The organism is Escherichia sp. E3659, from assembly GCF_005781135.1.
Taxonomy (GTDB): Bacteria; Pseudomonadota; Gammaproteobacteria; order Enterobacterales; family Enterobacteriaceae; genus Escherichia.
The window spans coordinates 246635-271082 of sequence record NZ_VATQ01000008.1 but is presented as its reverse complement, the minus strand read 5'-3'; the positions used below and the strand labels follow the sequence as shown (position 1 = coordinate 271082).

Sequence of the window (24448 nt, the reverse complement as noted above, 5' to 3'; positions counted from 1 at the left end):
GGATGAAGAGTTTTATCTATCAGGACGAAAAATCACATAAATTCTGGGCGGTGGAGCAACAGGGAAACGAGTTGCATATCAGTTGGGGAAAAGTTGGTACCCAAGGGCAAAGCCAGGTAAAAAGTTTTGCTGATGTTGCAGCAGCGGAAAAAGCGAAACTGAAGCTTATCGCGGAGAAAACGAAAAAAGGCTATGTGGAAAATGCTTCAGCAAACGTGCATATCCCCATCACCAAAGCCACTCCTGAAGTTGAAACTTCCCTTGAGAGTAAAAACAAACGCCCATGGCTGGCTGATGATGCAGTCATTCCGGTAACTGACGATATTAATCGATTTGCTTTCCCTCATCGCTCTCGCCCCAGAGAGATCAATTATCTGCGCAAAGACGGTGAGATATGGAAGCGTATTGCAGATAACACCAGGGCATATGATCCCGACAACAATTACCGTTCTTATCCAGAAAACTGGCAGCATGCTTTTGCTGAGTTACAAATGCGAGTTCAGGGTAATCAACAGACAGGGAGTGCGCAATCTGATGCAGCATTGCTCTGGAGTTTTTGGAACTCTTACTCTGCAGATGAACTGGTCGATGACTTAGTCATTCGCTGTGGTCTGGAAAGCGCCGTTGAAATTGCCCTTCTCGCTATTCAACTTAGATATAAACCAGTAAAAGGCGCAGTAACCACCATCATTCCACCTAATCACGAAGCAGAATCGCTACCTAGTTGGCATCAACGTCTATGTCATCATCTTTCACTCGCTTCAGAAGATGAGTGGCAACGCTGTGTAGATAAAGTACTCGCCGCCATTCCGACGCTATCTCCAGCACGGCAACCTTTTGCGGCGTTACTGCTCCCTGAACGCCCGGATATTGCCAATGCTATGGCTCTACGCTATGCAGACCAAAACGTTCCGGCGATGACCTGGTTAAGACTGGTGGTAACCGATGATACTGCTCTGAGTACAGTGGAAAAATACGACTTCCCACCGTTGTATCGTGATTTTCGTAATTTTCGCGCTTATCTGGCAATGTTGCTGGCGAATAATGGAATTCGGGGTGTAAGCCAGATCCTTCTTGAGTTTACGGAAGAGCATTCTGACAATCCCACTTATCTTTTCGAGCGCAACAGCGAGACTGAAAATCTTGTCAAATGGCTATGGAAAACGAATCACCCGGATGCGATTCAAATTCTGATCCTCGGTGTGATTGGCAAGAAAAAGCACCTGGAATACTTAAGCAAAGCCTGTCAAAAACATCCCGCTGCGGCTATTGCCGCTTATGCAACTTTGCTGGCAATACATGAAGACAAAGAGTGGCGTAAAGCGCTTGTCAAACTGATTACCGCCACGCCAGAGTTAGTATGCGACGTCATTCCCTGGGTTAATGCCAAAGCCGCTGGCATCTTATCTGAATGTCGTCCGCAGTCAGTCGCTGAAGAATGTGAATATGCCACTGCGGATATGTTGCCAGAGCTGTTTATTTCGCCTCCCTGGATGACCAAAGAGAAAAAGAAAAATACGCCGGTGTTTGATCTTCCTGTGCTCCCAGTTCCTTCTGTTTCGGATATCACTCCAGAGATTGCCAAAAAACTGACCCGTACTTACCTTGTCACCCGCTTCCAGCAAATAGCCCAACAGCAGGCGACAAAACAAACATTGTTTACCGACCTGGCGCCGATGAAAAAAGCAAGCTGGGAGAAACACTTAATACCGCTTACACCGGAGCAACAAATACTGTGGCATCTTGGTTTTGAAAAATGGCGGGAGAGCGGAGAAAAAATATACGAAAAAATTCCGGCGCCACAAAGTGCCGTTGATGCCCTGCTACGCTTCGATTTTCCAGCATTGAATGCTGAATTTGTGCAATACCATAACAATGCATACAAAAGCTGGAATCTCATTGCCCTCTGTTACCTGCCTGGTCAACAGGCCATTTCTTTTCTTAACCAGATAGTCAAAGAAGATAACTACTCTGGTGAGGGAAATATTCTGGCAATTTTTGGTAGCGCCGCCATACCTGCATTTATGACCTGCCTGCAACGAGATCCACGACGTCTGTGCTTCTTCCCCTTTTTCCTCGGTGTCAGTGAACTGGCATTGCCAATGGCGCAACAATTACAGAAAAAAATGTCTTATGAAGATGCGCGAAACTGGCTAACTGATTATCCGCGCCATGCCGCCGCCGGGCTACTTCCTGTGGCCCTGGGCAAAAAAGGAAAAGATCGTGATTGTGCCCGCCAGGCACTCCTCCTGCTAGTGAAATTAAACCAGCGAGAAAAGATTGAGGAAATCGCCCAGGGGTATAACCAACCTGATATTTTAGCTGCGCTGACAACACTGTTCGATAGCGACCCACTGGAAGAATATCCCGCTAAAATCGCCCCACTGCCCGGCTTTTATCAGTTCACCTTATGGCGCAGACCACGGCTTAAAAGTAACAACCTGCCTCTACCAGATGACGCTATGCACCACCTGGGCACTATGCTGAGCTTTCCTCGCGACATTACCGCCTACGCTGGGCTGGATATCATTAGAGAAACCTTCACCCACGAATCACTGGCTGACTTTGGCTGGGATCTGTATACCGCCTGGACAGAAGCTGGCGCACCCGCAAAAGAAAACTGGGCATTTACTTCGCTTGGGATTTTAGGCAATGACGACACCGCGCGTAAATTAACCCCGCTTATCCGTGCCTGGCCTGGGGAATCCCAGCATAAACGGGCGGTGTCCGGGCTGGATGTATTAGCTGATATTGGCAGCGATGTTGCGCTAATGCTGCTTAATGGCATCGCGCGAAAAATTAAATTCAAAGTATTACAGGAACATGCCCGCGAGAAAATCAACATAGTTGCTGAAAACCGTGGGCTGACTATGGCTGAACTGGAAGACCGCCTGGCGCCGGATTTAGGACTTGATAGCAGTGGCTCGCTGACACTTGCTTTCGGCCCACGTCAATTCACCGTTGGTTTTGACGAAACCTTAAAACCTGTAGTGCGCGATGCAAACGGCAAGGTCCTGAAAGATTTACCCAAACCAAACCAGAGCGATGATAAAACACTGGCAACTGACGCCGTTAACCTCTTTAAACAATTGAAGAAAGATGTGCGCGCCATTGCCAGCCAGCAGATTGATCGTCTGGAGCAGGCTATGTGCCAGCGCAGACGCTGGACGGCAGAACAGTTCCGCCTGTTCCTGGTGGAGCATCCGCTGGTACGTCACTTAACCCGACGGCTGTTATGGGGGGTTTATAACGATGAAAACACCCTTATCACCTGTTTTCGCGTGGCAGAAGACAGCACTTACAGCGATGCGCAGGATGAGCTATTCACGCTGCCAGCAGGAAACATCGGTATTCCGCATGTGCTGGAAATCCCCCCTGAATCCGCCGCTGCATTCAGGCAAATTTACGTTGATTACGAACTGCTTCCCCCTTTCCAACAGCTCGAACGTGGTAGTTACCACCTTGCTGATAACGAGCGTAATGTCCATGAATTGTCACGCTGGGACGGACGTCTCTGCCAGGCCGGACGCATTGTCGGGCTGGAACGCAGAGGCTGGCAACGTCTGGAAGAAAGCGGCAGCATCTATGCGATGCGCAAATCTACCCCTTATGGCGCTCTCGAACTTGAAACAGAACATTTTTCATTAATTTATGGCGAAACGGGGTATAGCGACCTGCTGCCTGTCGAACGCGTAAAAATCACTGCCTCTTATGATCGCTACGGTAAACAATCCTCCCCCACTTTCTCCGTGCTCGACGACATCACCGCTAGCGAGCTGATTAACGATATTGAATCACTGTTTGATTAAAAGGATTTAGCAATGAAAACCTATATTTATCAGGACGAAAAATCACATAAATTCTGGGCGGTGGAGCAGCAAGACAACGAGCTGCATATCAACTGGGGTAAAGTCGGCACTAACGGGCAAAGCCAGGTAAAAAGCTTTGCAGATGCTGCGGCGGCGGAAAAAGCGGAACTGAAGCTGATTGCGGAGAAGGTGAAGAAGGGGTATGTGGAGCAAGCGAAGGATAATTCTTTGCAACCTTCCCAAACGGTAACGGACTCTCTCAAGGTAGCGGACTTATCCACCATTATTCAGGAACAACCCTCTTTCGTAGCAGAAACCCGTGCGGCTGACAAAAATACAGATGCTGTTTTACCGTGGCTGGCGAAAGATATTGCTGTCGTTTTTCCGCCCGAAGTTGTACACACCACGTTAAGTCATCGCCGCTTTCCCGGAGTTCCTGTTCAGCAAGCAGACAAATTGACCCAATTACGTCGCTTAGCCTGTAGTGTGTCGCAACGGGATAATAAAACAGCCACATTTGACTTCAGCGCCTGTTCTTTAGAATGGCAAAACACCGTCGCCCAGGCGATCAGTCAGATCGACGGCCTGAAAACAACACTGTTACCATCACCAGTAATGGCTGTACTCACGGCACTTGAAATGAAATGCACAAGATATAAAGTGCGTGAGGATGTTATGGATCAGATCGTCCAGGAAGGCGGTCTGGAATATGCTACTGATGTAATAATACACCTTCAACAGATTGATATTGAATGGGATTATGCGAATAATGTCATTATTATTCTGCCGTCTGGCATTGCACCTAACTACTTGGAGCAATATTCCAGATTTGAATTACGCCTACGTAAACATTTATCACTGGCGGAAGAGTTTCTCTGGCAAAAATGTGCACAAAAACTTATTGCCGCAATTCCACATATTCCAGAATGGCGGCAACCATTAATTGCTTTGTTATTACCCGAAAAACCAGAAATTGCACATGAAATTGCCCAGCGTCTACTGGGGCAAAAAAAATCACCCTCGCTTGAGTGGCTAAAAATAGTGGCGACTGATGAGCACATTCTTGCCTCATTAGAAAAATATCACGAGCCATATGCCATTTTTGATGATTACTATTGTGGTGCGATATGGTCAGCCACCGTATTACAGGAGCAAGGTGTTGCAGCCCTGCCCCGATTTGCTCCCTATGCCGCAAGTGACTACTGCGCCGATGTGTTGCGTCATATTAATCATCCGTTCGCATTAACACTGCTTATACGTGTAGCCGGGCATACTAAACGCTGTCACGATCGAATGACGAAAGCCTGCGCTGCGTTCCCACACGCAGCACTGGCAGCACTGGCGGAACTTCTTGCGCAAAAAGAAGAGAATAGTTGGCGCATTATGCTGATGACGATGCTTATCTCGCAACCGACACGGGCAGATCAGGTCATTCCCTGGCTTTCGACACCCGCAGTTGCAGTGCTGAAATCATGCCTGCAACAACTGACACAGCCCTCAAACCATGCCAGCGCCGATCTACTGCCAGCCATAGTAGTCTCCCCACCATGGCTTTCGAAAAAGAAAAAAGCGACGATTCCGGTGCTGGAGTTAGCGCCATTAGGCATTGAGCCAATCTGTTATCTGACAGAAGAAATCAGTAATCAACTTTTGGCGAAATATATCTGGTATTCAAAACACATCACGGTTAGCCATGAAGAAAGTACTGCCAACCTGTTGGCAAGAATGGGTTTTCAACGACGGATCGCTGGTACATATATTAAAGCTCCCGAAGCGGTAGTTGAGGCATGGCTAAATGAAGATTATTCAACCTTAATAAGTGAATTTAAGGTGTTTCATTCACCTACCGGGCATTATTGGCATTTGGGGATTTTGACAACATTGCCGCTGGAGAAAGCAGTAAAAGCATGGAATGCCCTTACCCTATCTCCACATACCGATACCGAATACGCCATGTTACATTTTGGACTCAAAGGGTTACCTGGGTTAGTAAACTCACTTGCACGCTATCCACAGGAAGCCTTGCCCATCACGAATTACTTCGCAGCGAGTGAGCTGGCACCTGCCGTCGCCCGCGCCTTCAACAAACTCAAAACCCTACGACAAGACGCCCGTAGCTGGCTGCTGAAATACCCGGAACACGCCATGACCGGCCTGCTGCCAGCAGCTTTCGGCAAAGCCGGTGAAGCACAGGATAACGCCCGCGCTGCCTTGCGTATGCTTATCGAAAACGGTCATCAGCCATTACTGCAAGAAATCGCTCGGCGTTATAACCAGCCGGAAGTAACCGATGCGGTGAACGCTCTGCTTGCGCTCGATGCCTTAGATAATCACCCGACAAAAATCCCCACTCTTCCGGCCTTTTATCAGCCATCGCTCTGGACGCGCCCGGTATTAAAAGCAAACGCCCAATCACTGCCAGATAGCGCCCTCCTCCACCTCGGTGAAATGCTCCGCTTCCCTCAGGAAGAGGCGCTGTATCCGGGATTATTGCAGGTGAAAGACGCCTGTACCGCTGACTCTCTGGCTGAATTTGCCTGGGATCTGTTTACCGCCTGGCTGACTGCGGGAGCTCCGTCGAAAGAGAGCTGGGCGTTCAGTGCGTTAGGTGTTCTCGGCAACGATGACACCGCCCGCAAACTGACGCCATTAATCCGCGCCTGGCCTGGTGAATCCCAGCATAAACGCGCCACCGTCGGGCTGGATATCCTCGCTGCTATCGGCAGCGATATCGCCCTGATGCAGCTTAACGGCATCGCCCAGAAACTGAAATTCAAAGCATTACAGGAGCGGGCAAAAGAGAAAATTGCCGATATTGCCGAGAGCCGCGAACTCACGGTCGCAGAGCTTGAAGATCGCTTAGCGCCTGATCTCGGTCTGGATGATAACGGTTCGCTGCTGCTGGATTTTGGCCCACGCCAGTTCACCGTCAGCTTTGATGAAACCTTAAAACCGTTTGTGCGTGATGTTTCCGGCAGCCGCCTGAAAGACTTACCTAAACCCAATAAAAGCGATGATGAAACACTGGCAGACGACGCTGTTAACCGCTACAAACTGCTGAAAAAAGATGCGCGTACCGTTGCTGCCCAGCAGGTGGCAAGGCTGGAATCCGCCATGTGCCTGCGCCGCCGCTGGTCGGCTGAAAACTTTCAACTCTTCCTGGTTGAACATCCACTGGTACGCCACTTAACCCGCCGTCTGATTTGGGGCGTTTATAGCACCGAAAACCAGCTACTGGCGTGCTTCCGCGTGGCGGAAGATAACAGCTACAGCACCGCTGACGATGACCTCTTCACCTTACCGGAAGGCGATATCTCTATTGGTATTCCTCACGTTCTGGAGATATCACCGACGGATGCCGCCGCCTTTGGGCAGCTTTTTGCCGACTATGAACTGTTACCGCCGTTCCGCCAGCTCGACCGTAACAGTTACGCCCTGACAGAAACCGAGCGCAATGCCAGCGAATTGACCCGCTGGGCAGGCAGAAAATGCCCGAGCGGTCGGGTCATGGGACTGGCGAATAAAGGTTGGGTGCGTGGTGAACCGCAGGATGGTGGCTGGATCGGCTGGATGATCAAACCTCTGGGCCGCTGGTCGTTAATCATGGAAATCGATGAAGGTTTTGCGGTAGGCATGTCGCCAGCCGAACTTAGCGCCGAGCAACTCTTAAGCAAGCTGTGGCTATGGGAAGGCAAAGCAGAAAGCTATGGCTGGGGAAGTAATTCAACACAGGAAGCACAGTTCTTCGTGCTCGATGACATCACCGCCAGCGAGTTGATTAACGATATTGAAGCTCTGTTTGAATGAGGAAAGAGCATGGACAAGGAATTACCGTGGCTGGCGGATAACGCCCAAGTGGAACTGAAATATAAAAAAGGCAAAACACCACTCAGCCATCGCAATTGGCCGGGCGAACCGGTGCCTGTTATCACTGAAAACCTCATCCAGACACTGGGTGATGAATTGCTACAAAAAGCTGGGAAGAAAAAAAACATTGTCTGGCATTATGAAAATTTTTCACTGGAGTGGCAGTCCGCCATCACGCAGGCCATCAACTTGATCGGCGAACACAAACCCTCAATCCCGGCCCTGACAATGGCGGCGCTAGCCTGTATCGCGCAAAAGGACAGCCAACAGTTGCTCGACGAAATCGTCCAACAAGAGGGGCTGGAATATGCGACTGAGGTGGTGATTGCACGCCAGTTTATTGCACGGTGTTATGAGAGTGATCCTCTGGTAGTCACATTGCAGTATCAGAACGAAGACTATGGCTATGGTTATCGCTCAGAAACCTATAACGAATTCGATCTCCGACTGCGTAAGCATCTCTCTCTGGCAGAGGAAAGCTGCTGGCAGCGTTGCGCCGACAAACTCATTGCCGCACTGCCAGGAATAACCAAAGTTCGCCGCCCTTTTATTGCGCTGATCCTCCCGGAAAAACCAGAAATCGCCAATGAGTTGGTAAGCCTTGAATGCCCGCGAACTCATTTTCATTCTAAGGAGTGGTTAAAAGTTGTTGCTACTGACCCCAAAGCGGTGAGAAAACTCGAACGCTACTGGAGCCAGGATATATTTAGCGATCGCGAAGCCAGCTACATGTCGCATGAAAACCGCTTTGGCTATGCGGCCTGCGCCGCTCTTTTGCGCGAACAAGGACTGGCAGCCGTTCCGCGCCTGGCAATGTATGCCCATAAAGAAGATTGCGGCAGTCTGTTAGTACAAATTAACCATCCGCAAGTCATCCGCACCTTGCTGTTAGTTGCTGATAAAAACAAACCCAGCCTGCAACGTGTGGCTAAATACAGTAAAAACTTCCCCCATGCGACGCTCGCCGCACAGGCAGAACTGCTGGCGTTAAAAGAACCACCTGCGCGCCCTGGTTATCCAATCATTGAAGACAAAAAGCTGCCTGCACAGCAAAAAGCACGCGATGAATACTGGCGTACGCTGTTACAAACGCTGATGGCATCGCAGCCACAACTGGCAGAAGAGGTGATGCAGTGGTTAAGTACTCAAGCCCGGGCAGTGCTGAAGAGTTATTTATCGGCACCGCCCAAACCAGTTATTGATAGCACCGATAACAGCCAAATGCCTGAAATCCTCGTTTCACCACCATGGCGTGGGCGGAAGAAAAAGACTTCCATACCTCACTTTTCGCTGCCTGATCTTACGCTTGCACCGCAAACGTACAGGTCGCCGAATAAACACTGGAAGCCGGAACAGCAAATTGCAATTGACCATTTTAGCGCCATGTCTTTTGACGAACGTCTTGCTAACAGAGGGGCGGATACCTTCTTGCGGGAATTAGGTTTTGACGTTCCTAGTCTGGAATTTAATAAGCATCTTCTTAATGGACAGTTGGATGCCTTTGATGCTCAGCAACTGCAAGAATACACATCAATAGGACTATTGCGTACTTATCACGCGCATCAGGCCAAATCTAAACAGTACCGGGAAGAAGCCACCAAATCATTACTGGCACAAGATAGCATTGCGTTGATGGAAGGGTGGCGAACTTTTCAGCACGGATTTTACTATGGTAATGAAAAGCGTTGGGGGATATGGAATCTGTACCTTATCGCGCAAATGCCGCGCGAAATGGCAGTATCGTGCTGGCAACAAATTGTCGAGGCTGATTTTCATTACACCGGGGGGGAATATCTGTTAAGTGTGCTGGGTACCGATGCTTTGCCTGGATTAAACACCGCCTTTGCCCGACATCCAAAAGAGATATTTCCGCTGCTGATTCATTTCGGCGCAACAGAACTGGCCCTGCCCGTTGCTCGCGTCTGGCACCGTTTTGCGGGCCAGCGTAATCTGGCTTGCCAGTGGATTTTACAATGGCCGGAACATACGGCTACTGCACTTATCCCTCTTGTCTTCACCAAATCCAGCGATAATAGCGAAGCTGCATTACTTGCCCTGCGTTTACTTTACGAACATGGGCATGGCGAATTGCTACAAACTGTAGCCAATCGCTGGCAGCGTACAGATGTATAGCCTGCCCTGGAGCAATTACTTAAACAGAGTCCAATAGAGATTTACCCGGCACGCATTCCAAAAGCTCCTGATTTCTGGCATCCGACAATGTGGTCCAGGCCGCGCCTTATCACGAATAATCAGCCTGTTACTAATGACGCTCTGGAAATTATCGGCGAAATGCTGCGCTTTACCCAGGGTGGACGTTTTTATAGCGGGCTGGAACAACTGAAAACGTTCTGCCAACCGCAAACGCTGGCCACTTTTGCCTGGGATCTCTTTACCGCGTGGCAACAAGCTGGCGCCCCCGCAAAAGACAACTGGGCATTTCTGGCGTTAAGTCTCTTTGGCGACGAAAGCACGGCACGGGCACTGACGACACTGATCCTCGCCTGGCCACAAGAAGGCAAATCTGCCCGTGCTGTCAGTGGCCTGAACATCCTTACCCTGATGAATAATGATATGGCGCTGATACAGCTGCATCATATATCGCAACGGGCGAAATCCCCTTCATTACGTGAAAACGCAGCGGAATTTCTTCAGGTGGTCGCAGAAAATCGCGGACTAAGCCCGGAAGAGTTAGCGGACAGATTAGTCCCAACACTGGGTCTTGATGATCCACAGGCGTTGATTTTTGATTTTGGTCCACGGCAGTTTACCGTTCGCTTCGATGAAAACCTCAACCCGGTTATCTACGATCAACAAAACGTTCGCCAGAAAAGCGTTCCCCGGTTGCGCGCCGATGACGATCAACTGAAAGCGCCCGAGGCACTGGCCCGATTAAAAGGGCTAAAAAAAGATGCCACTCAGGTGAGCAAAAACCTGCTCCCGCGTCTTGAAACTGCCCTGCGCACCACCCGACGCTGGTCGCTGGCAGATTTTAATTCTCTCTTTGTTAATCATCCATTTACTCGCCTGGTTACCCAGCGACTGATATGGGGCGTTTATCTGGCAAATGAACCGCGACGTTTACTCAACGCCTTTCGTGTGGCCGCAGAGGGGGAATTCTGCAATGCACAAGATGAGCCAATTGACCTGCCTGCGGACGCTCTGATTGGCATTGCCCACCCGTTAGAAATGACAGCAGAAATGCTCAGTGAATTTGCACAGCTTTTTGCCGATTACGAAATTATGCCGCCTTTTCGCCAGTTGGCGCGGCGCGCGGTACTGCTCACGCCTGACGAGTCAACCAGTAACAGCCTGACTCGCTGGGAAGGTAAATCCGCTACCGTTGGGCAACTTATGGGAATGCGATACAAAGGCTGGGAGTCAGGCTATGAGGACGCATTTGTCTATGACTTGGGCGAGTACCGGCTGGTCCTTAAGTTTTCACCCGGTTTTAACCACTACAATGTTGATAGCAAAGCGCTAATGGGCTTCCGTTCTCTTCGAGTGTACCGTGACAATAAATCCGTCACTTTTGCCGAACTTGATGTGTTTGATTTGAGTGAGGCGTTAAGCGCACCTGACGTCATTTTCCATTAAAACACAGCGGGCAGTGATGCAACTGCCCGTTATCAACACGACTTACCAGCGGGGAAAGCGATGATCGTGCAAAAAGAGCTGGTTGCTATTTACGATTATGAGGTCCCTGTACCTGAAGATCCGTTTTCCTTCAGACTTGAGATCCATAAATGCTCTGAATTATTTACAGGTTCCGTCTATCGACTGGAGCGATTCCGGCTACGTCCAACATTTCATCAACGTGATCGAGAAGATGCTGACCCGCTAATAAATGATGCATTGATTTATATAAGAGATGAGTGTATTGATGAGCGGAAATTACGAGGTGAATCACCTGAAATGGTAATAGCAATTTTTAATCGTGAACTACAGAATATATTCAACCAAGAAATAGAATAATATACTCTAAATAATTCAAATTGGTCCGATCCGGCACAACCTCCCAACGGGCAGAATTATAAATCTCACTCACTGAATTGCAATGGAGCGTGGATATGGTTATAATTTATTCGTTGGTACGAAATGTTGCACTATCAGTAACTTAACATCAAAGTAGTAAATAAAAGAACCTGCCTTACCAGCAGGTTTTTTATTTTCTGCGATCTACTTTCCAGATATTTTTTGCCAATAGCCCACCATAAACATTCACATCCCGGTCAAATGGTACGTTGAATATAAAATCGATGAATTTATAAATAAAAATGAGTTATATGATGAATTAATAAAAACAGTAATCATTTTATTAAAGGGGGAAGCGGTTTTCCCCCTTAGATGCGTTTCAATTTGCCCGTTACTTCAACAAATCAATCAACCGTAACAGAGCTACTAATAGCTCCAGTACAGCAATGAGCACGGTTAACTTTTGTGTCAGCGTGTCCATCCGCTCTCCTTATTAAGGAGCGCAATACCAGCACCTTACCCTTACACTGCCTGTCGATACTGGTTTACGTATGTTGGACCACGATGTTGCACTCCGGATCAGGGCACCACCTGCAGCACCACCCGTCCGGCAGCCAGGACTTAAAATTGGTTCGATCCGGCGCAACGTCCCAACGGCCTGGATTATAAATCTCATTATCTTAATTGCAACGGGGTCCAGCCGTGGTTATAATTCGTTCGTTGGAACACGATGTTGCACAGGCTGTGGTGTTAGGCCTGAAAATAGTAAATAAAAGAACCTGCCTCACCAGCAGGTTTTTTTATTTACTGTGATCTGCTTTCCAGATATTTTCCGCCCAAACAACTAATGCGCCAAACAGTTATTTCGCGTAAAATATCGTTTATTTCATTAATACATTTCAGGGATGAATATATGTCACCGCAGAATAATCATCTGCAGCGTCCGCCTGCTGCTGTGTTATACGCCGATGAACTGGCAAAATTAAAACAAAATGATAACGCCCCATGTCCGCCCGGTTGGCAGTTAAGTTTGCCCGCGGCCCGTGCTTTTATCCTTGGCGATAGCGCGCAAAATATTAGCCGTAAAGTGGTGATTAGTCCCTCCGCTGTCGAACGTATGTTAGTCACTCTTGCCACCGGACGCGGTTTGATGTTGGTGGGGGAACCGGGCACCGCAAAATCTCTCCTGTCTGAATTACTGGCAACCGCTATTAGCGGCGATGCCGGGTTAACCATTCAGGGCGGCGCATCTACCACCGAAGATCAAATCAAGTACGGCTGGAACTACGCCCTGCTTATCAATCATGGTCCATCAACGGAAGCGCTGGTCCCAGCCCCGCTTTACCAGGGAATGCGCGACGGCAAAATCGTCCGTTTTGAAGAGATAACGCGTACACCGCTGGAAGTGCAAGACTGTCTGTTAGGTATGCTTTCTGACCGGGTTATGACGGTGCCGGAACTCACCGGTGAAGCCAGTCAGCTCTATGCGCGAGAAGGCTTTAATATTATTGCCACTGCCAATACCCGCGATCGCGGCGTCAATGAGATGAGTGCCGCGCTAAAGCGTCGCTTCGATTTTGAAACTGTCTTTCCGATTATGGATTTCGCCCAGGAGCTGGAACTGGTCGCCAGTGCTTCGGCGCGTTTGCTGGCCCATAGCGGTATTCCGCATAAAGTGCCTGACGCGGTACTGGAGTTACTGGTACGCACCTTCCGCGATCTGCGTGCCAACGGCGAAAAGAAAACGTCAATGGATACACTAACAGCGATTATGTCCACCGCTGAAGCCGTGAACGTGGCCCACGCCGTGGGCGTCCGCGCCTGGTTTTTAGCGAATCGCGCAGGTGAGCCAGCCGATCTGGTGGACTGTATTGCCGGAACCATCGTCAAAGATAACGAAGAAGATCGCGCTCGTCTGCGCCGTTACTTCGAACAGCGTGTCGCCACACATAAAGAAGCTCACTGGCAGGCTTATTATCAAGCCCGCCACCGCCTGCCGTGAGGAAAGATGCATGAGCGAGCCGTTAATTGTCGGCATCCGGCATCATAGTCCGGCCTGCACCCAGCTGGTGAAATCGTTAATCGAAAGCCAGCGGCCACGATACGTGTTGATTGAAGGCCCGGCTGATTTTAATGACCGGGTAGACGAACTGTTGTTAGCCCACCAGCTTCCGGTAGCTATTTACAGTTATTGCCAGTATCAGGACGGTGCGGCCCCCGGGCGTGGTGCCTGGACCCCATTTGCTGAATTTTCGCCGGAGTGGCAGGCGCTACAAGCCGCTCGTCGTATTCAGGCACAAACTTACTTCATCGATTTGCCTTGCTGGGCGCAGAGTGAAGAAGAGGACGATTCGCCTGATACGCAAGAGGAAAGCCAGACCTTGCTGCTGCGTACCACCCGCATGGATAACAGCGACGCCCTGTGGGATCACTTGTTCGAAGATGAAAGCCAGCAAACTGCATTACCCTCTGCACTGGCGCACTATTTTGCCCAACTGCGCGGCGACTCCCCCGGCGATGCACTCAATCGTCAGCGCGAAGCCTTTATGGCCCGCTGGATTGCATGGGCGATGCAGCAAAATAATGGCGACGTGTTAGTCGTCTGCGGCGGCTGGCACGCTCCTGCACTGGCAAAAATGTGGCGCGAATGTCCGCAGGAAATTAACAAGCCAGAATTGCCCGCACAGGATGAGGCCGTTACAGGTTGCTATCTCACGCCATACAGCGAAAAGCGCCTTGATGTGCTGGCTGGATACCTTTCCGGTATGCCTGCCCCGGTCTGGCAAAACTGGTGCTGGCAGTGGGGCTTGCGGCAGGCGGGAGAACAACTGCTAAAAACGGTTCTTACCCGTTTGCGCCAGCATCACTTGCCTGCTTCGACCGCGGATATGGCTGCCGCTCATCTGCATGCGATGGCGCTGGCACAGTTGCGCGGTCATACACTACCGTTACGCACTGACTGGCTGGATGCCATAGCAGGCTCGCTGATTAAAGAAGCCCTGAATGCGCCGTTGCCGTGGAGCTATCGCGGCGTTATTCATCCCGATACCGATCCGATTCTGCTAACGTTGATAGACACATTAGCGGGTGACGGATTCGGTAAACTTGCCCCTTCTACGCCACAACCGCCTCTGCCAAAAGATGTCACCTGCGAACTGGAACGTAGCAAAATCACTCTTCCATCCGACCTGACGTTGAATCGCTTTACCCCCGATGGATTAGCGCAAAGTCAGGTGTTACATCGGCTGGCAATACTGGAGATCCCAGGGATTGTGCGCCAGCAGGGAAGTACACTGACACTTGCAGGCAACGGTGAAGAACACTGGAAATTAACCCGCCCGCTTAGCCAACATGCGGCATTGATTGAGGCCGCCTGTTTTGGTGCCACACTCCAGGAAGCCGCACGCAATAAATTAGAAGCCGATATGCTGGAAGCGGGCGGAATCGGCAGTATCACCACATGTCTTAGCCAGGCGGCGTTAGCGGGTCTGGCGTCCTTCAGTCAACAATTACTGGAACAACTCACATTATTAATCGCCCAGGAAAATCAATTTGCCGAAATGGGCCAGGCGCTGGAAGTGCTATATGCCTTATGGCGGCTGGATGAAATTAGCGGTATGCAAGGCGCGCAGATATTACAAACGACGTTATGCGCGGCTATCGATCGCACGCTGTGGCTGTGTGAATCTAACGGAAGACCGGATGAAAAGGAGTTTCACGCTCACCTGCATAGCTGGCAAGCCTTGTGTCATATCCTGCGCGATCTGCATAGCGGTGTGCAGCTCCCCGGCGTTTCTCTTTCTGCGGCGGTGGCCTTACTGGATCGCCGCAGTCAGGCGGTTCATGCCCCGGCACTGGATCGCGGCGCGGCTCTTGGCGCACTAATGCGTCTGGAACATCCCAACGCCAGTGCCGAAGCGGCGCTGACGATGCTGGCGCAATTATCCCCGGCACAATCCGGCGAAGCGCTGCACGGTTTGCTGGCGCTGGCCCGCCATCAACTGGCCTGTCAGCCGGCATTTATCACCGGTTTCAGCAGTCATTTAAATCAACTGAGTGATGCCGATTTTATTAACGCCCTGCCCGATTTACGCGCGGCGATGGCCTGGCTACCGCCACGAGAACGCGGGACGCTGGCGCATCAGGTGCTTGAGCATTATCAACTGGCGCAACTTCCCGTTTCGGCGCTGCAAATGCCGTTGCATTGTCCACCGCAAGCCATTGCACACCATCAACAACTCGAACAGCAGGCACTGGCATCGCTGCAACACTGGGGAGTTTTCCATGTCTGAACTGAACGATCTTCTGACTACCCGTGAGCTTCAACGCTGGCGATTAATTCTTGGCGAAGCGGCAGAAACGACGCTTTGTGGACTGGATGACAATGCCCGGCAGATAGACCACGCGCTGGAGTGGCTGTACGGGCGCGATCCTGAACGGCTTCAGCGTGGTGAACGCTCCGGTGGATTAGGTGGCTCAAATCTCACCACCCCTGAGTGGATCAACAGTATTCACACGCTGTTTCCACAACAGGTGATTGAGCGGCTGGAAAGCGATGCCGTGCTGCGCTACGGCATTGAAGATGTGGTGACAAATCTCGATGTGCTGGAACGTATGCAGCCTTCTGAAAGCCTGCTACGCGCCGTTTTGCACACCAAACATCTGATGAATCCCGAAGTACTGGCTGCCGCCCGCCGGATAGTGCGCCAGGTTGTTGAAGAAATTATGGCACGACTGGCAAAGGAGGTTCGTCAGGCTTTTTCTGGTGTCCGCGATCGCCGTCGCCGCTCATTTATTCCACTGGCACGTAATTTCGATTTCAAAAGTACTCTGCGAGCCAACCTGCAACACTGGCACCCGCAACATGGCAAGTTGTATATCGAATCCCCCCGCTTTAACAGCCGTATTAAGCGCCACAGTGAACAATGGCAACTGGTCTTACTGGTTGATCAAAGCGGATCGATGGTCGATTCGGTGATCCACTCTGCGGTGATGGCGGCCTGTTTATGGCAGTTACCCGGCATTCGTACCCATCTGGTTGCTTTTGACACCAGCGTGGTTGATCTCACGGCAGACGTTGCCGATCCGGTAGAGTTATTAATGAAAGTACAGTTGGGCGGCGGGACCAATATCGCCAGTGCCGTGGAGTATGGTCGGCAACTTATTGAACAACCAGCAAAAAGCATCATTATCCTCGTGAGCGATTTTTATGAAGGGGGTTCATCATCATTGCTGACGCATCAGGTGAAAAAGTGTGTCCAGAGCGGTATCAAAGTGCTGGGACTGGCAGCGCTCGATAGCACAGCAACGCCATGTTATGACCGCGATACGGCCCAGGCGCTGGTTAATGTCGGTGCACAAATAGCCGCGATGACACCGGGCGAGCTGGCATCATGGCTGGCGGAGAATCTTCAGTCATGAATTCACTACGTCCGGAATTATTAGAACTGACACCGCAGGCGCTGACGGCGTTAAGCAATGCCGGTTTTGTGAAGCGCAGTCTTAAGGAACTGGAAAATGGCAACATTCCGGAAATCAGCCATGAGAACGGTGTTTTACTCGCCACATTCAGTGACGGTGTCCGTACCCAGCTGGCGAACGGTCAGGCACTGAAAGAGGCTCAGTGCACCTGCGGGGCCAGCGGCATGTGCCGTCATCGCGTGATGCTGGTGTTAAGTTATCAACGACTTTGCGCTACCGCCCAGCCCACGGAAAAAGAAGAAGAGTGGGATCCAGCAATCTGGCTGGGAGAGCTGGCAACCCTACCCGATGCCACCCGTAAACGTGCACAAGCCCTGGTCGCCAAAGGCATCAGCATCGAGTTGTTCTGTGCGCCGGGCGAAATTCCCTCTGCCCGATTGCCGATGAGTGATGTGCGTTTTTATTCCCGCAGCAGCATTCGTTTCGCACGCTGTGATTGTATTGAAGGCACGCTGTGTGAACATGTAGCACTGGCTGTGCAGGCCTTCGTCGAGGCCAAAACTCAGCAAGCGGAATTTAACCATTTGATCTGGCAGATGCGCAGCGAACACGCCGCATCATCTGACGATCCGTTTGCCAGCGAAGAAGGCAAAACGTGTCGTCAATATGTTCAGCAATTAAGCCAGGCATTATGGCTGGGCGGCATCAGCCAGCCGCTCATCCATTACGAGGCCGCATTCAGCCGTGCATTGCAGGCGGCAGAGACCTGCAACTGGCGATGGGTGAGTGAATCGCTACGGCAACTGCGCGCCAGCGTTGATGCCTTCCACGCCCGCGCCAGCCATTATCATGCCGGAGAATGCTTGCGTCAGCTTGCGGCGTTAACCTGTCGCTTTAACAGTGCACAAGAAATGGCACGCCGCGACAGTGTTGGTGAAATTCCTACCATGCCGTGGCGCACGGTCGTTGGCGCAGGCATTGCCGGAGAAGCAAAGCTTGATCATCTGCGGCTGGTGTCGCTAGGTATGCGTTGCTGGCAGGATAATGAGCAGTATGGTTTACGCATCTGGTTCACCGATCCCGACACCGGCAGTATTTTGCACCTTTCGCGCAGTTGGCCGAGAAACGAACAGGAAAACTCACCGGCAGCCACACGTCGGCTGTTTAGTTTTCAGGCTGGCGCACTGGCAGGTGGGCAAATTGTTTCACAAGCCGCGCGTCGCAGTGCCGAAGGCGAGCTGCTGTTAGCTACCCGCAACCGCTTAAGTAGCGTTGTCCCACTGTCGCCCGATGCCTGGCAAATGCTGAGTGCGCCGTTGCGCCAGCCCGGCATTGAAGCTTTGCGGGAATACTTACACCAGCGCCCGCCAGTCTGCGTCCGGCCGCTTAATCAGGTGGATAATTTATTTATTCTGCCGGTGGCGGAGTGTATTTCGCTGGGATGGGACAGCAGTCGCCAGACGCTGGATGCGCAGGTGATTAGCGGCGAAGGTGAAAATAATGTGCTGACGTTATCGCTGCCAGCCTCTGCCTGCGCGCCCTTTGCCACTGAACGCATGGCGGCACTTTTACAACAGCAGGATGATCCTGTGAGTCTGGTTTCTGGATTCGTCAGTTTTGTTGAAGGACAGTTAACGCTGGAACCTCGAGTCATGATGACCCAAACCAGAGCCTGGGCGCTGGACGCTGAAACCGCGCCTGTTGCAGCACTACCTTCAGCGTGCGTTCTTCCTGCGCCATCCACCGCTCATCAGTTGCTGATGCGCTGTCAGGCGTTGCTCATTCAATTGCTACACAACGGCTGGCGCTATCAGGAACAGAGCATCATTAGTCAGGCTGAGTTGCTGGCAATAGATTTAACCTCGACGGGGTTTTATCGGCTGGCGCATGTGTTGAATCAATGGCGTCATACGGAAGGTGAGACACTAATAGAAACATTGAATAGTTGCGTTTTACTTTGCGAACAATTATTACCGTTGCTTGAGTACCAGGAAGGAGAAAATGCTTTTTATTAAGAGAGCTACTCCATTTCCGGACTGCTCAAGCCGTTATATTAGGCATATCCTATAGCGCCCTGGTGAGAGTCACCAGTTTCCTGATTTTGATAAAATGGAGTTTTACATGAAGGCTTTCAACAAGCTGTTTTCCCTCGTAGTTGCATCTGTTCTGGTTTTCTCTCTCGCAGGCTGCGGTGACAAAGAAGAATCTAAGAAATTTAGCGCTAATCTGAACGGTACTGAAATTGCCATTACTTATGTCTACAAAGGCGACAAAGTGATTAAGCAATCTTCAGAAACCAAAATTCAGTTTGCAACCATTGGTGCAACCACCAAAGAAGATGCGGCTAAGAAACTTGAGCCATTAAGCGCCAAATACAAAAACATTCCGGGCGTTGAAGAAAAATTAACCTATACCGATACTTACGCGCAGGAAAATGTAAATATCGATATGGAAAAAGTTGATCTGAAAGCCCTGCAGGGCATTTCCGGTATCAAGATGAGTGATGAAGATACCAGCAAAGGTGTCAGCATGAAGCAGATTGAACTGGTCATGGCTGCTGCTGGTTTTAAAGAAGTGAAATAATCTGTCGGCGGCCATGTTCTTCGCATGGCCGCCATGCCCATCTTAGCTTTTCTTCACATGCTGGCGCGCTGCCAGTCCACGCAGAAAATAACGCAAGAATTGATCGCCGCATTCACGGAAGTTTTTATGATCCGGTGCACGCATCATCGCAGTAATTTCCGGCATCGAAACACGGAACTGTTGTTCGGTGAGGATCGCCAGAATGTCATCGGTTTTCAGTGAAAACGCGATGCGTAATTTTTTCAGCACGATGTTGTTATTAATGCGACGTTCCGGCTCCAGTGCCGGAGCAGACTCATCCTTGCCGCGTTTTTCGTAAATCAAACCATTCAGGAATGAAGACAAAACAATGTCCGGACAACGCTGAAAACCCTCTTCGTCTTCTTTACGTAGCCAGACGGCGATCTGTTCCGCGGTGGCTTCAACATTAGCCAGCGCCAGGATACGCACCAGGTCATTATTGTTGGCTTTCAAAATGTAGCGCACGCTGCGCAGAATATCGTTACTTAGCATGAGGCCTTCGGGTGTTAATGAGGCAAAAAGCCATTTTAGCAGTCTTTTACAGGCCAATCGCCTCTTTTAAACTTTTCAGATAACGGCGGCTGACAGGGACGGTTAATCCATTACGCAAAATCAACTCGGCCTGACCGTTATCTTCCAGGCGAATCTCCTGTAAATGCGCGAGGTTAACCAGATACTGACGATGGCAGCGTAGTAGTGGTGTACGACTCTCCAGGGTACGTAATGTCAGTTCGGTAAAGCCCTCTTTCCCTTCGTGACTGGTAACGTAGACACCGCTCATCCGACTGCTGACAAATGCCACATCTTTCATTTGCAGCAAATAAATCCGACTATGCCCCGTACAAGGGATAAATTTCAGCGCCTGCTGATTTTCCGGTAACAGCGAAACATCCTGCTTGCTGCGCTCCTGTCGCAAACGCACCAGTGTTTTCTCCAGCCGCGCTTCATCAATCGGCTTCAATAGATAATCAAAGGCATGTTCTTCAAAGGCTTTTATAGCGTATTCGTCAAACGCGGTGAGAAAAACAATATACGGGCGATGTTCCGGGTCAAGCATGCCAACCATTTCCAGACCGCTGATACGCGGCATCTGGATATCGAGAAACAGCACATCCGGGCGCAGTTTATGCACCGCGCCGATCCCTTCTACGGCGTTTGAACATTCGCCGACAATTTCAATATCACTCTGCTCCTGCAGAAACACACGCAGGTTTTCCCGTGCTAACGGTTCATCATCAACAATTAAGACTTTAATCATGCCTCGTCCCTCCATGGCAGTCGTAACGTTATTCGGGTGTAACTATCAGGCTCACAGGCGACGCTTATCCCATAGTCATCGCCAAACCGTTCACGTAAACGCTTATCCACCAGATTCATCCCCAGCCCGCTGGCATTGGTTGCCGGTTGATACAAACCGGCATTGTCTTCGATCTCCAGCATTAAATGTTGCCTATCACGTCGGGCGCTAATTGCCACTCGCCCTGTTTCCAGCAGTTGTGATGTCCCATGTTTGATGGCGTTTTCCACTATTGGTTGCAGGGTAAATGCGGGTAACTGCTGTTGAGATAACGCCTCCGGAATAGAAATGTTGACCTGCAACCGCGACTGGAAACGCGCCTTTTCAATTTGCAGATAAGCATTCACATGTTCAATTTCGTCAGCGAGAGTAACAAACTCCGAAGGCCGCTTTAAGTTTTTGCGGAAAAAAGTGGAAAGATACTGCACCAGCTGACTGGCCTGTTCGCTGTCACGGCGGATCACAGCTTTGATGGTGTTAAGTGCATTAAACAAAAAATGGGGATTGACCTGGGCGTGAAGCAGTTTGATCTCTGACTGGGTGAGCATCGCTTTTTGCCGCTCATATTGCCCGGCGAGGATCTGCGCCGAAAGCAGTTGTGCAATCCCCTCACCCAGCGTGCGGTTAATCGAGCTGAACAGCCGATTTTTAGCTTCATACAATTTGATGGTACCCATCACCCGCTGATTTTCACCACGCAGAGGGATCACCAGCGTTGAGCCTAACTTGCACTGCGGATGCAAAGAGCAACGATAAGGCACTTCGTTGCCATCGGCGTAGACCACTTCTCCGGTTTCAATGGCTTTTAAGGTATATGCCGAAGAAATCGGTTTCCCTGGTAAATGATGGTCGTCACCAATACCAGTAAAAGCCAACAGTTTCTCGCGATCGGTAATCGCTACCGCGCCAATATCCAGCTCCTGATACAGCACCTGGGCCACCTTCATGCTGTTCACTTCGTTAAAGCCCTGGCGCAAAATGCCTTCCGTCGAGGCCGCAACTTTCAGCGCGGTAGCGGAAAAAGCTGAGGTGTATTTTTCAAACATCGCGCGCTTATCAAGCAAAATGCGCATAAACAGCGCCGCGCCCACGGTGTTGGTTACCATCATCGGCGCAGCGATATTACTCACCAGACGCACCGCATCTTCATAAGGTCGGGCAATCGCCAGGATGATCAGCATTTGCACCATTTCCGCGACGAACGTGACGGCACCAGCGGTAATGGGGTTAAAGACTTTATCGGTACGCCCGCGGCGGATCAGGATGCTATGTACCAGCCCGCCGAGCAATCCTTCGACGATCGTCGAGATCATGCAACTCAGCGCAGTCATGCCCCCCATCGAATATCGATGTAGACCGCCGGTCAGACCAACCAGTCCGCCCACTACCGGACCACCGAGTAAGCCGCCCATTACCGCGCCTATGGCCCGGGTATTGGCAATAGAATCGTCAATGTGCAGCCCGAACCAGGTGCCCATGATGCAGAAGATGGAAAAGACGATATAGCAGAGAAATTTATGCGGCAGACGAACTGTGACCTGCATTAATGGTATGAATAATGGCGTTTTACTCATTAACCACGCAATGACCAGAAAAACGCACATCTGCTGAAGCAGCAGCAACACCAGATTAAAATCGTACATACCCGCAAACCACACGTCCCTTTAAAACGCGTAACATACATTGCTCGCGTTCAACTTTCTTTGAACTGTTGCAGAAAAATGAAAAATCGTGAGTACGATCACTCAAAACAACCTGGCAAAAACAAAATCATCCTAATCGAGATCAAAAAACGGCCAAAACTACCTGGTTCATAAAAGAACGTCTACAGTTATGCTGGGACCTCGCAAGCAAGGGTGAAACGATGGCGCTTTACACAATTGGTGAAGTGGCGTTGCTTTGTGATATCAATCCTGTCACGTTACGCGCGTGGCAGAGGCGTTACGGGTTATTGAAACCGCAGCGGACAGACGGCGGACATCGCCTGTTTAACGATGCGGATATCGACAGGATCCGGGAGATCAAGCGCTGGATCGACAACGGCGTGCAGGTCAGCAAAGTTAAAATGCTGCTCAGTAATGAGAATATTGATGTGCAGAACGGCTGGCGCGACCAGCAAGAAATGCTGCTTAATTACCTGCAAAGCGGTAATCTCCAGAGTTTACGAATGTGGATCAAAGAGCGCGGCCAGGATTACCCCGCCCAGACGCTCACCACGCACCTGTTTATTCCTCTGCGCCGACGGCTTCAATGCCAACAACCGACTCTCCAGGCATTACTGGCGATTCTGGACGGCGTACTGATCAACTACATCGCCATTTGCCTGGCTTCGGCACGTAAAAAACAGGGCAAAGATGCGCTGGTGGTTGGCTGGAATATTCAGGATACCACCCGTTTGTGGCTGGAGGGCTGGATTGCCAGTCAACAAGGGTGGCGCATTGATGTCCTCGCCCACTCGCTCAACCAACTCCGCCCGGAACTGTTTGAAGGCCGTACGCTATTGGTGTGGTGCGGTGAAAATCAGACTCCCGCCCAACAGCAGCAACTCACCAGTTGGCAGGAACAAGGGCATGATATTTTCCCGCTTGGCATTTAATGATTCGTTAACAAATGCGCTTTACTGTACAATCCTTTCATTAACATAAGGAGTGCATTATGCGCATAGCTAAAATTGGGGTCATCGCCCTGTTCCTGTTTATGGCGTTAGGCGGAATTGGTGGCGTCATGCTCGCAGGTTATACCTTTATTTTGCGTGCTGGCTAAGCGCCTGCACCAGCCGTTCAAACAGGCGGTCTACGATGATCGCCGCCAGTGCCACCAGTAACGCTCCCTGAATCACATAAGCGGTATTAAATCCGCTAAGCCCGATGATGATCGGCGTACCCAGCGTGCTGGCTCCTACCGTTGAGGCGATCGTCGCCGTGCCAATGTTGATAATCACCGAAGTCCGCACGCCCGCCAGAATCACCGGCGCTGCCAGCGGTAACTCGACTTTGCGCAGTCGCTGACTACGGCTCATTCCCATGCCTTTGGCAACTTCGGTCACGCTGGCATCAATCGCTCCCAGACCGGCAAGTGTCGCCTGCAAGATGGGTAGCACGCCGTAAAGGATCAACGCGATAATCGCCGGTTGCTGACCAAACCCAATTACCGGAACGGCAATCGCCAGCACCGCGACAGGCGGAAAAGTCTGCCCAACGGCGGCAATAGTTTCCACCATTGGGCGAAATTCCGCGCCCCACGGGCGAGTGACAGCAATTCCGGCACCAGTGCCAATGATCACCGCAAACAAACTCGAAATTCCCACCAGCCAGAAATGAGCCAGTGCCAGAGCTGCAAAACTTTCTTGCTGGTAAACGGGTCGTGGCAGTTGTGGGAACAAGGCAGCAAACAGCGGCTGGCTGTAAGGCAGCCAGAAAATCAGCGCCACAAACAGAGCCATGAGCCAGAACAGCGGATCGCGCAACATCTTCAT

General features: G+C 50.7%; 14 protein-coding genes and 1 pseudogene. 11 read left to right on the top strand and 4 right to left on the bottom strand.

All coding sequences use genetic code 11. The annotated features are described in order from the left end of the window. The first annotated feature begins 2 nt into the window (after positions 1–2). The 9 genes and pseudogenes from FEK47_RS09380 (at position 3) to FEK47_RS09340 (ending at position 19655) form a co-directional block, all read left to right on the top strand. Positions 3–3809, top strand: coding sequence for a WGR and DUF4132 domain-containing protein (locus FEK47_RS09380; protein ID WP_135487553.1), 3807 nt, complete (start codon positions 3–5; stop codon positions 3807–3809). A 12-nt stretch (positions 3810–3821) separates the two neighbouring features. Next, positions 3822–7616 (top strand): WGR and DUF4132 domain-containing protein, encoded by a 3795-nt coding sequence (locus FEK47_RS09375; protein WP_135487552.1) that lies wholly within the window; start codon positions 3822–3824, stop codon positions 7614–7616. Positions 7617–7625: 9 nt separating this feature from the next. Next, a pseudogene (locus tag FEK47_RS09370) lies at positions 7626–11273 on the top strand (DUF4132 domain-containing protein). Positions 11274–11333: 60 nt separating this feature from the next. Then, positions 11334–11651 (top strand): protein YehK, encoded by a 318-nt coding sequence (yehK, locus tag FEK47_RS09365; protein ID WP_135487551.1) that lies wholly within the window; start codon positions 11334–11336, stop codon positions 11649–11651. A 913-nt stretch (positions 11652–12564) separates the two neighbouring features. Further along, the gene (locus FEK47_RS09360; protein WP_000074859.1) at positions 12565–13653 is read left to right on the top strand and encodes a MoxR family ATPase; all 1089 of its coding nucleotides are present in this window, start codon (positions 12565–12567) and stop codon (positions 13651–13653) included. Positions 13654–13663: 10 nt separating this feature from the next. Beyond that, positions 13664–15943, top strand: a complete 2280-nt coding sequence (locus tag FEK47_RS09355; protein ID WP_135487550.1) for a DUF5682 family protein — start codon at positions 13664–13666, stop codon at positions 15941–15943. Then, a complete protein-coding gene (locus tag FEK47_RS09350; protein ID WP_135487549.1) occupies positions 15936–17072 on the top strand; it encodes a VWA domain-containing protein in 1137 nt (378 codons plus the stop codon). Before FEK47_RS09355 ends, FEK47_RS09350 begins: the two co-directional genes overlap by 8 nt. Continuing rightward, positions 17069–19087 carry an SWIM zinc finger family protein gene (locus tag FEK47_RS09345; RefSeq protein WP_135487548.1) on the top strand — a complete coding sequence of 673 codons (2019 nt, stop codon included), beginning with the start codon at positions 17069–17071 and terminating at the stop codon, positions 19085–19087. Before FEK47_RS09350 ends, FEK47_RS09345 begins: the two co-directional genes overlap by 4 nt. Before the next feature lie 106 nt (positions 19088–19193). Continuing rightward, complete coding sequence (locus FEK47_RS09340) at positions 19194–19655, top strand: YehR family lipoprotein (protein WP_135487547.1); 462 nt, start codon at positions 19194–19196, stop codon at positions 19653–19655. Between the two features lie 42 nt (positions 19656–19697). Here the strand turns inward: FEK47_RS09340 and FEK47_RS09335 are convergent, their stop codons facing one another. Genes FEK47_RS09335 through btsS form a run of 3 tightly spaced genes read right to left on the bottom strand, consistent with a single transcriptional unit; the run spans position 19698 to position 22616 of the window. After that, positions 19698–20168, bottom strand: coding sequence for a DUF1456 family protein (locus FEK47_RS09335; RefSeq protein WP_130257535.1), 471 nt, complete (start codon positions 20166–20168; stop codon positions 19698–19700). Between the two features lie 46 nt (positions 20169–20214). After that, complete coding sequence (gene btsR, locus FEK47_RS09330) at positions 20215–20934, bottom strand: two-component system response regulator BtsR (protein ID WP_064526878.1); 720 nt, start codon at positions 20932–20934, stop codon at positions 20215–20217. Beyond that, the gene (gene btsS, locus FEK47_RS09325; RefSeq protein WP_138183171.1) at positions 20931–22616 is read right to left on the bottom strand and encodes a two-component regulatory system sensor histidine kinase BtsS; all 1686 of its coding nucleotides are present in this window, start codon (positions 22614–22616) and stop codon (positions 20931–20933) included. Before btsS ends, btsR begins: the two co-directional genes overlap by 4 nt. A gap of 221 nt (positions 22617–22837) precedes the next feature. Between btsS and mlrA the strand changes: the two genes are divergently transcribed. After that, positions 22838–23569 carry an HTH-type transcriptional regulator MlrA gene (mlrA, locus tag FEK47_RS09320; protein ID WP_135487546.1) on the top strand — a complete coding sequence of 244 codons (732 nt, stop codon included), beginning with the start codon at positions 22838–22840 and terminating at the stop codon, positions 23567–23569. Between the two features lie 59 nt (positions 23570–23628). Further along, positions 23629–23736 carry a protein YohO gene (locus tag FEK47_RS09315; protein ID WP_001216963.1) on the top strand — a complete coding sequence of 36 codons (108 nt, stop codon included), beginning with the start codon at positions 23629–23631 and terminating at the stop codon, positions 23734–23736. On the opposite strand, the gene yehW is transcribed toward FEK47_RS09315, so the two are convergent. After that, the gene (yehW, locus tag FEK47_RS09310) at positions 23717–24448 is read right to left on the bottom strand and encodes a glycine betaine ABC transporter permease YehW (protein ID WP_135487545.1); all 732 of its coding nucleotides are present in this window, start codon (positions 24446–24448) and stop codon (positions 23717–23719) included. The two genes, FEK47_RS09315 and yehW, sit on opposite strands and share 20 nt — an antisense overlap.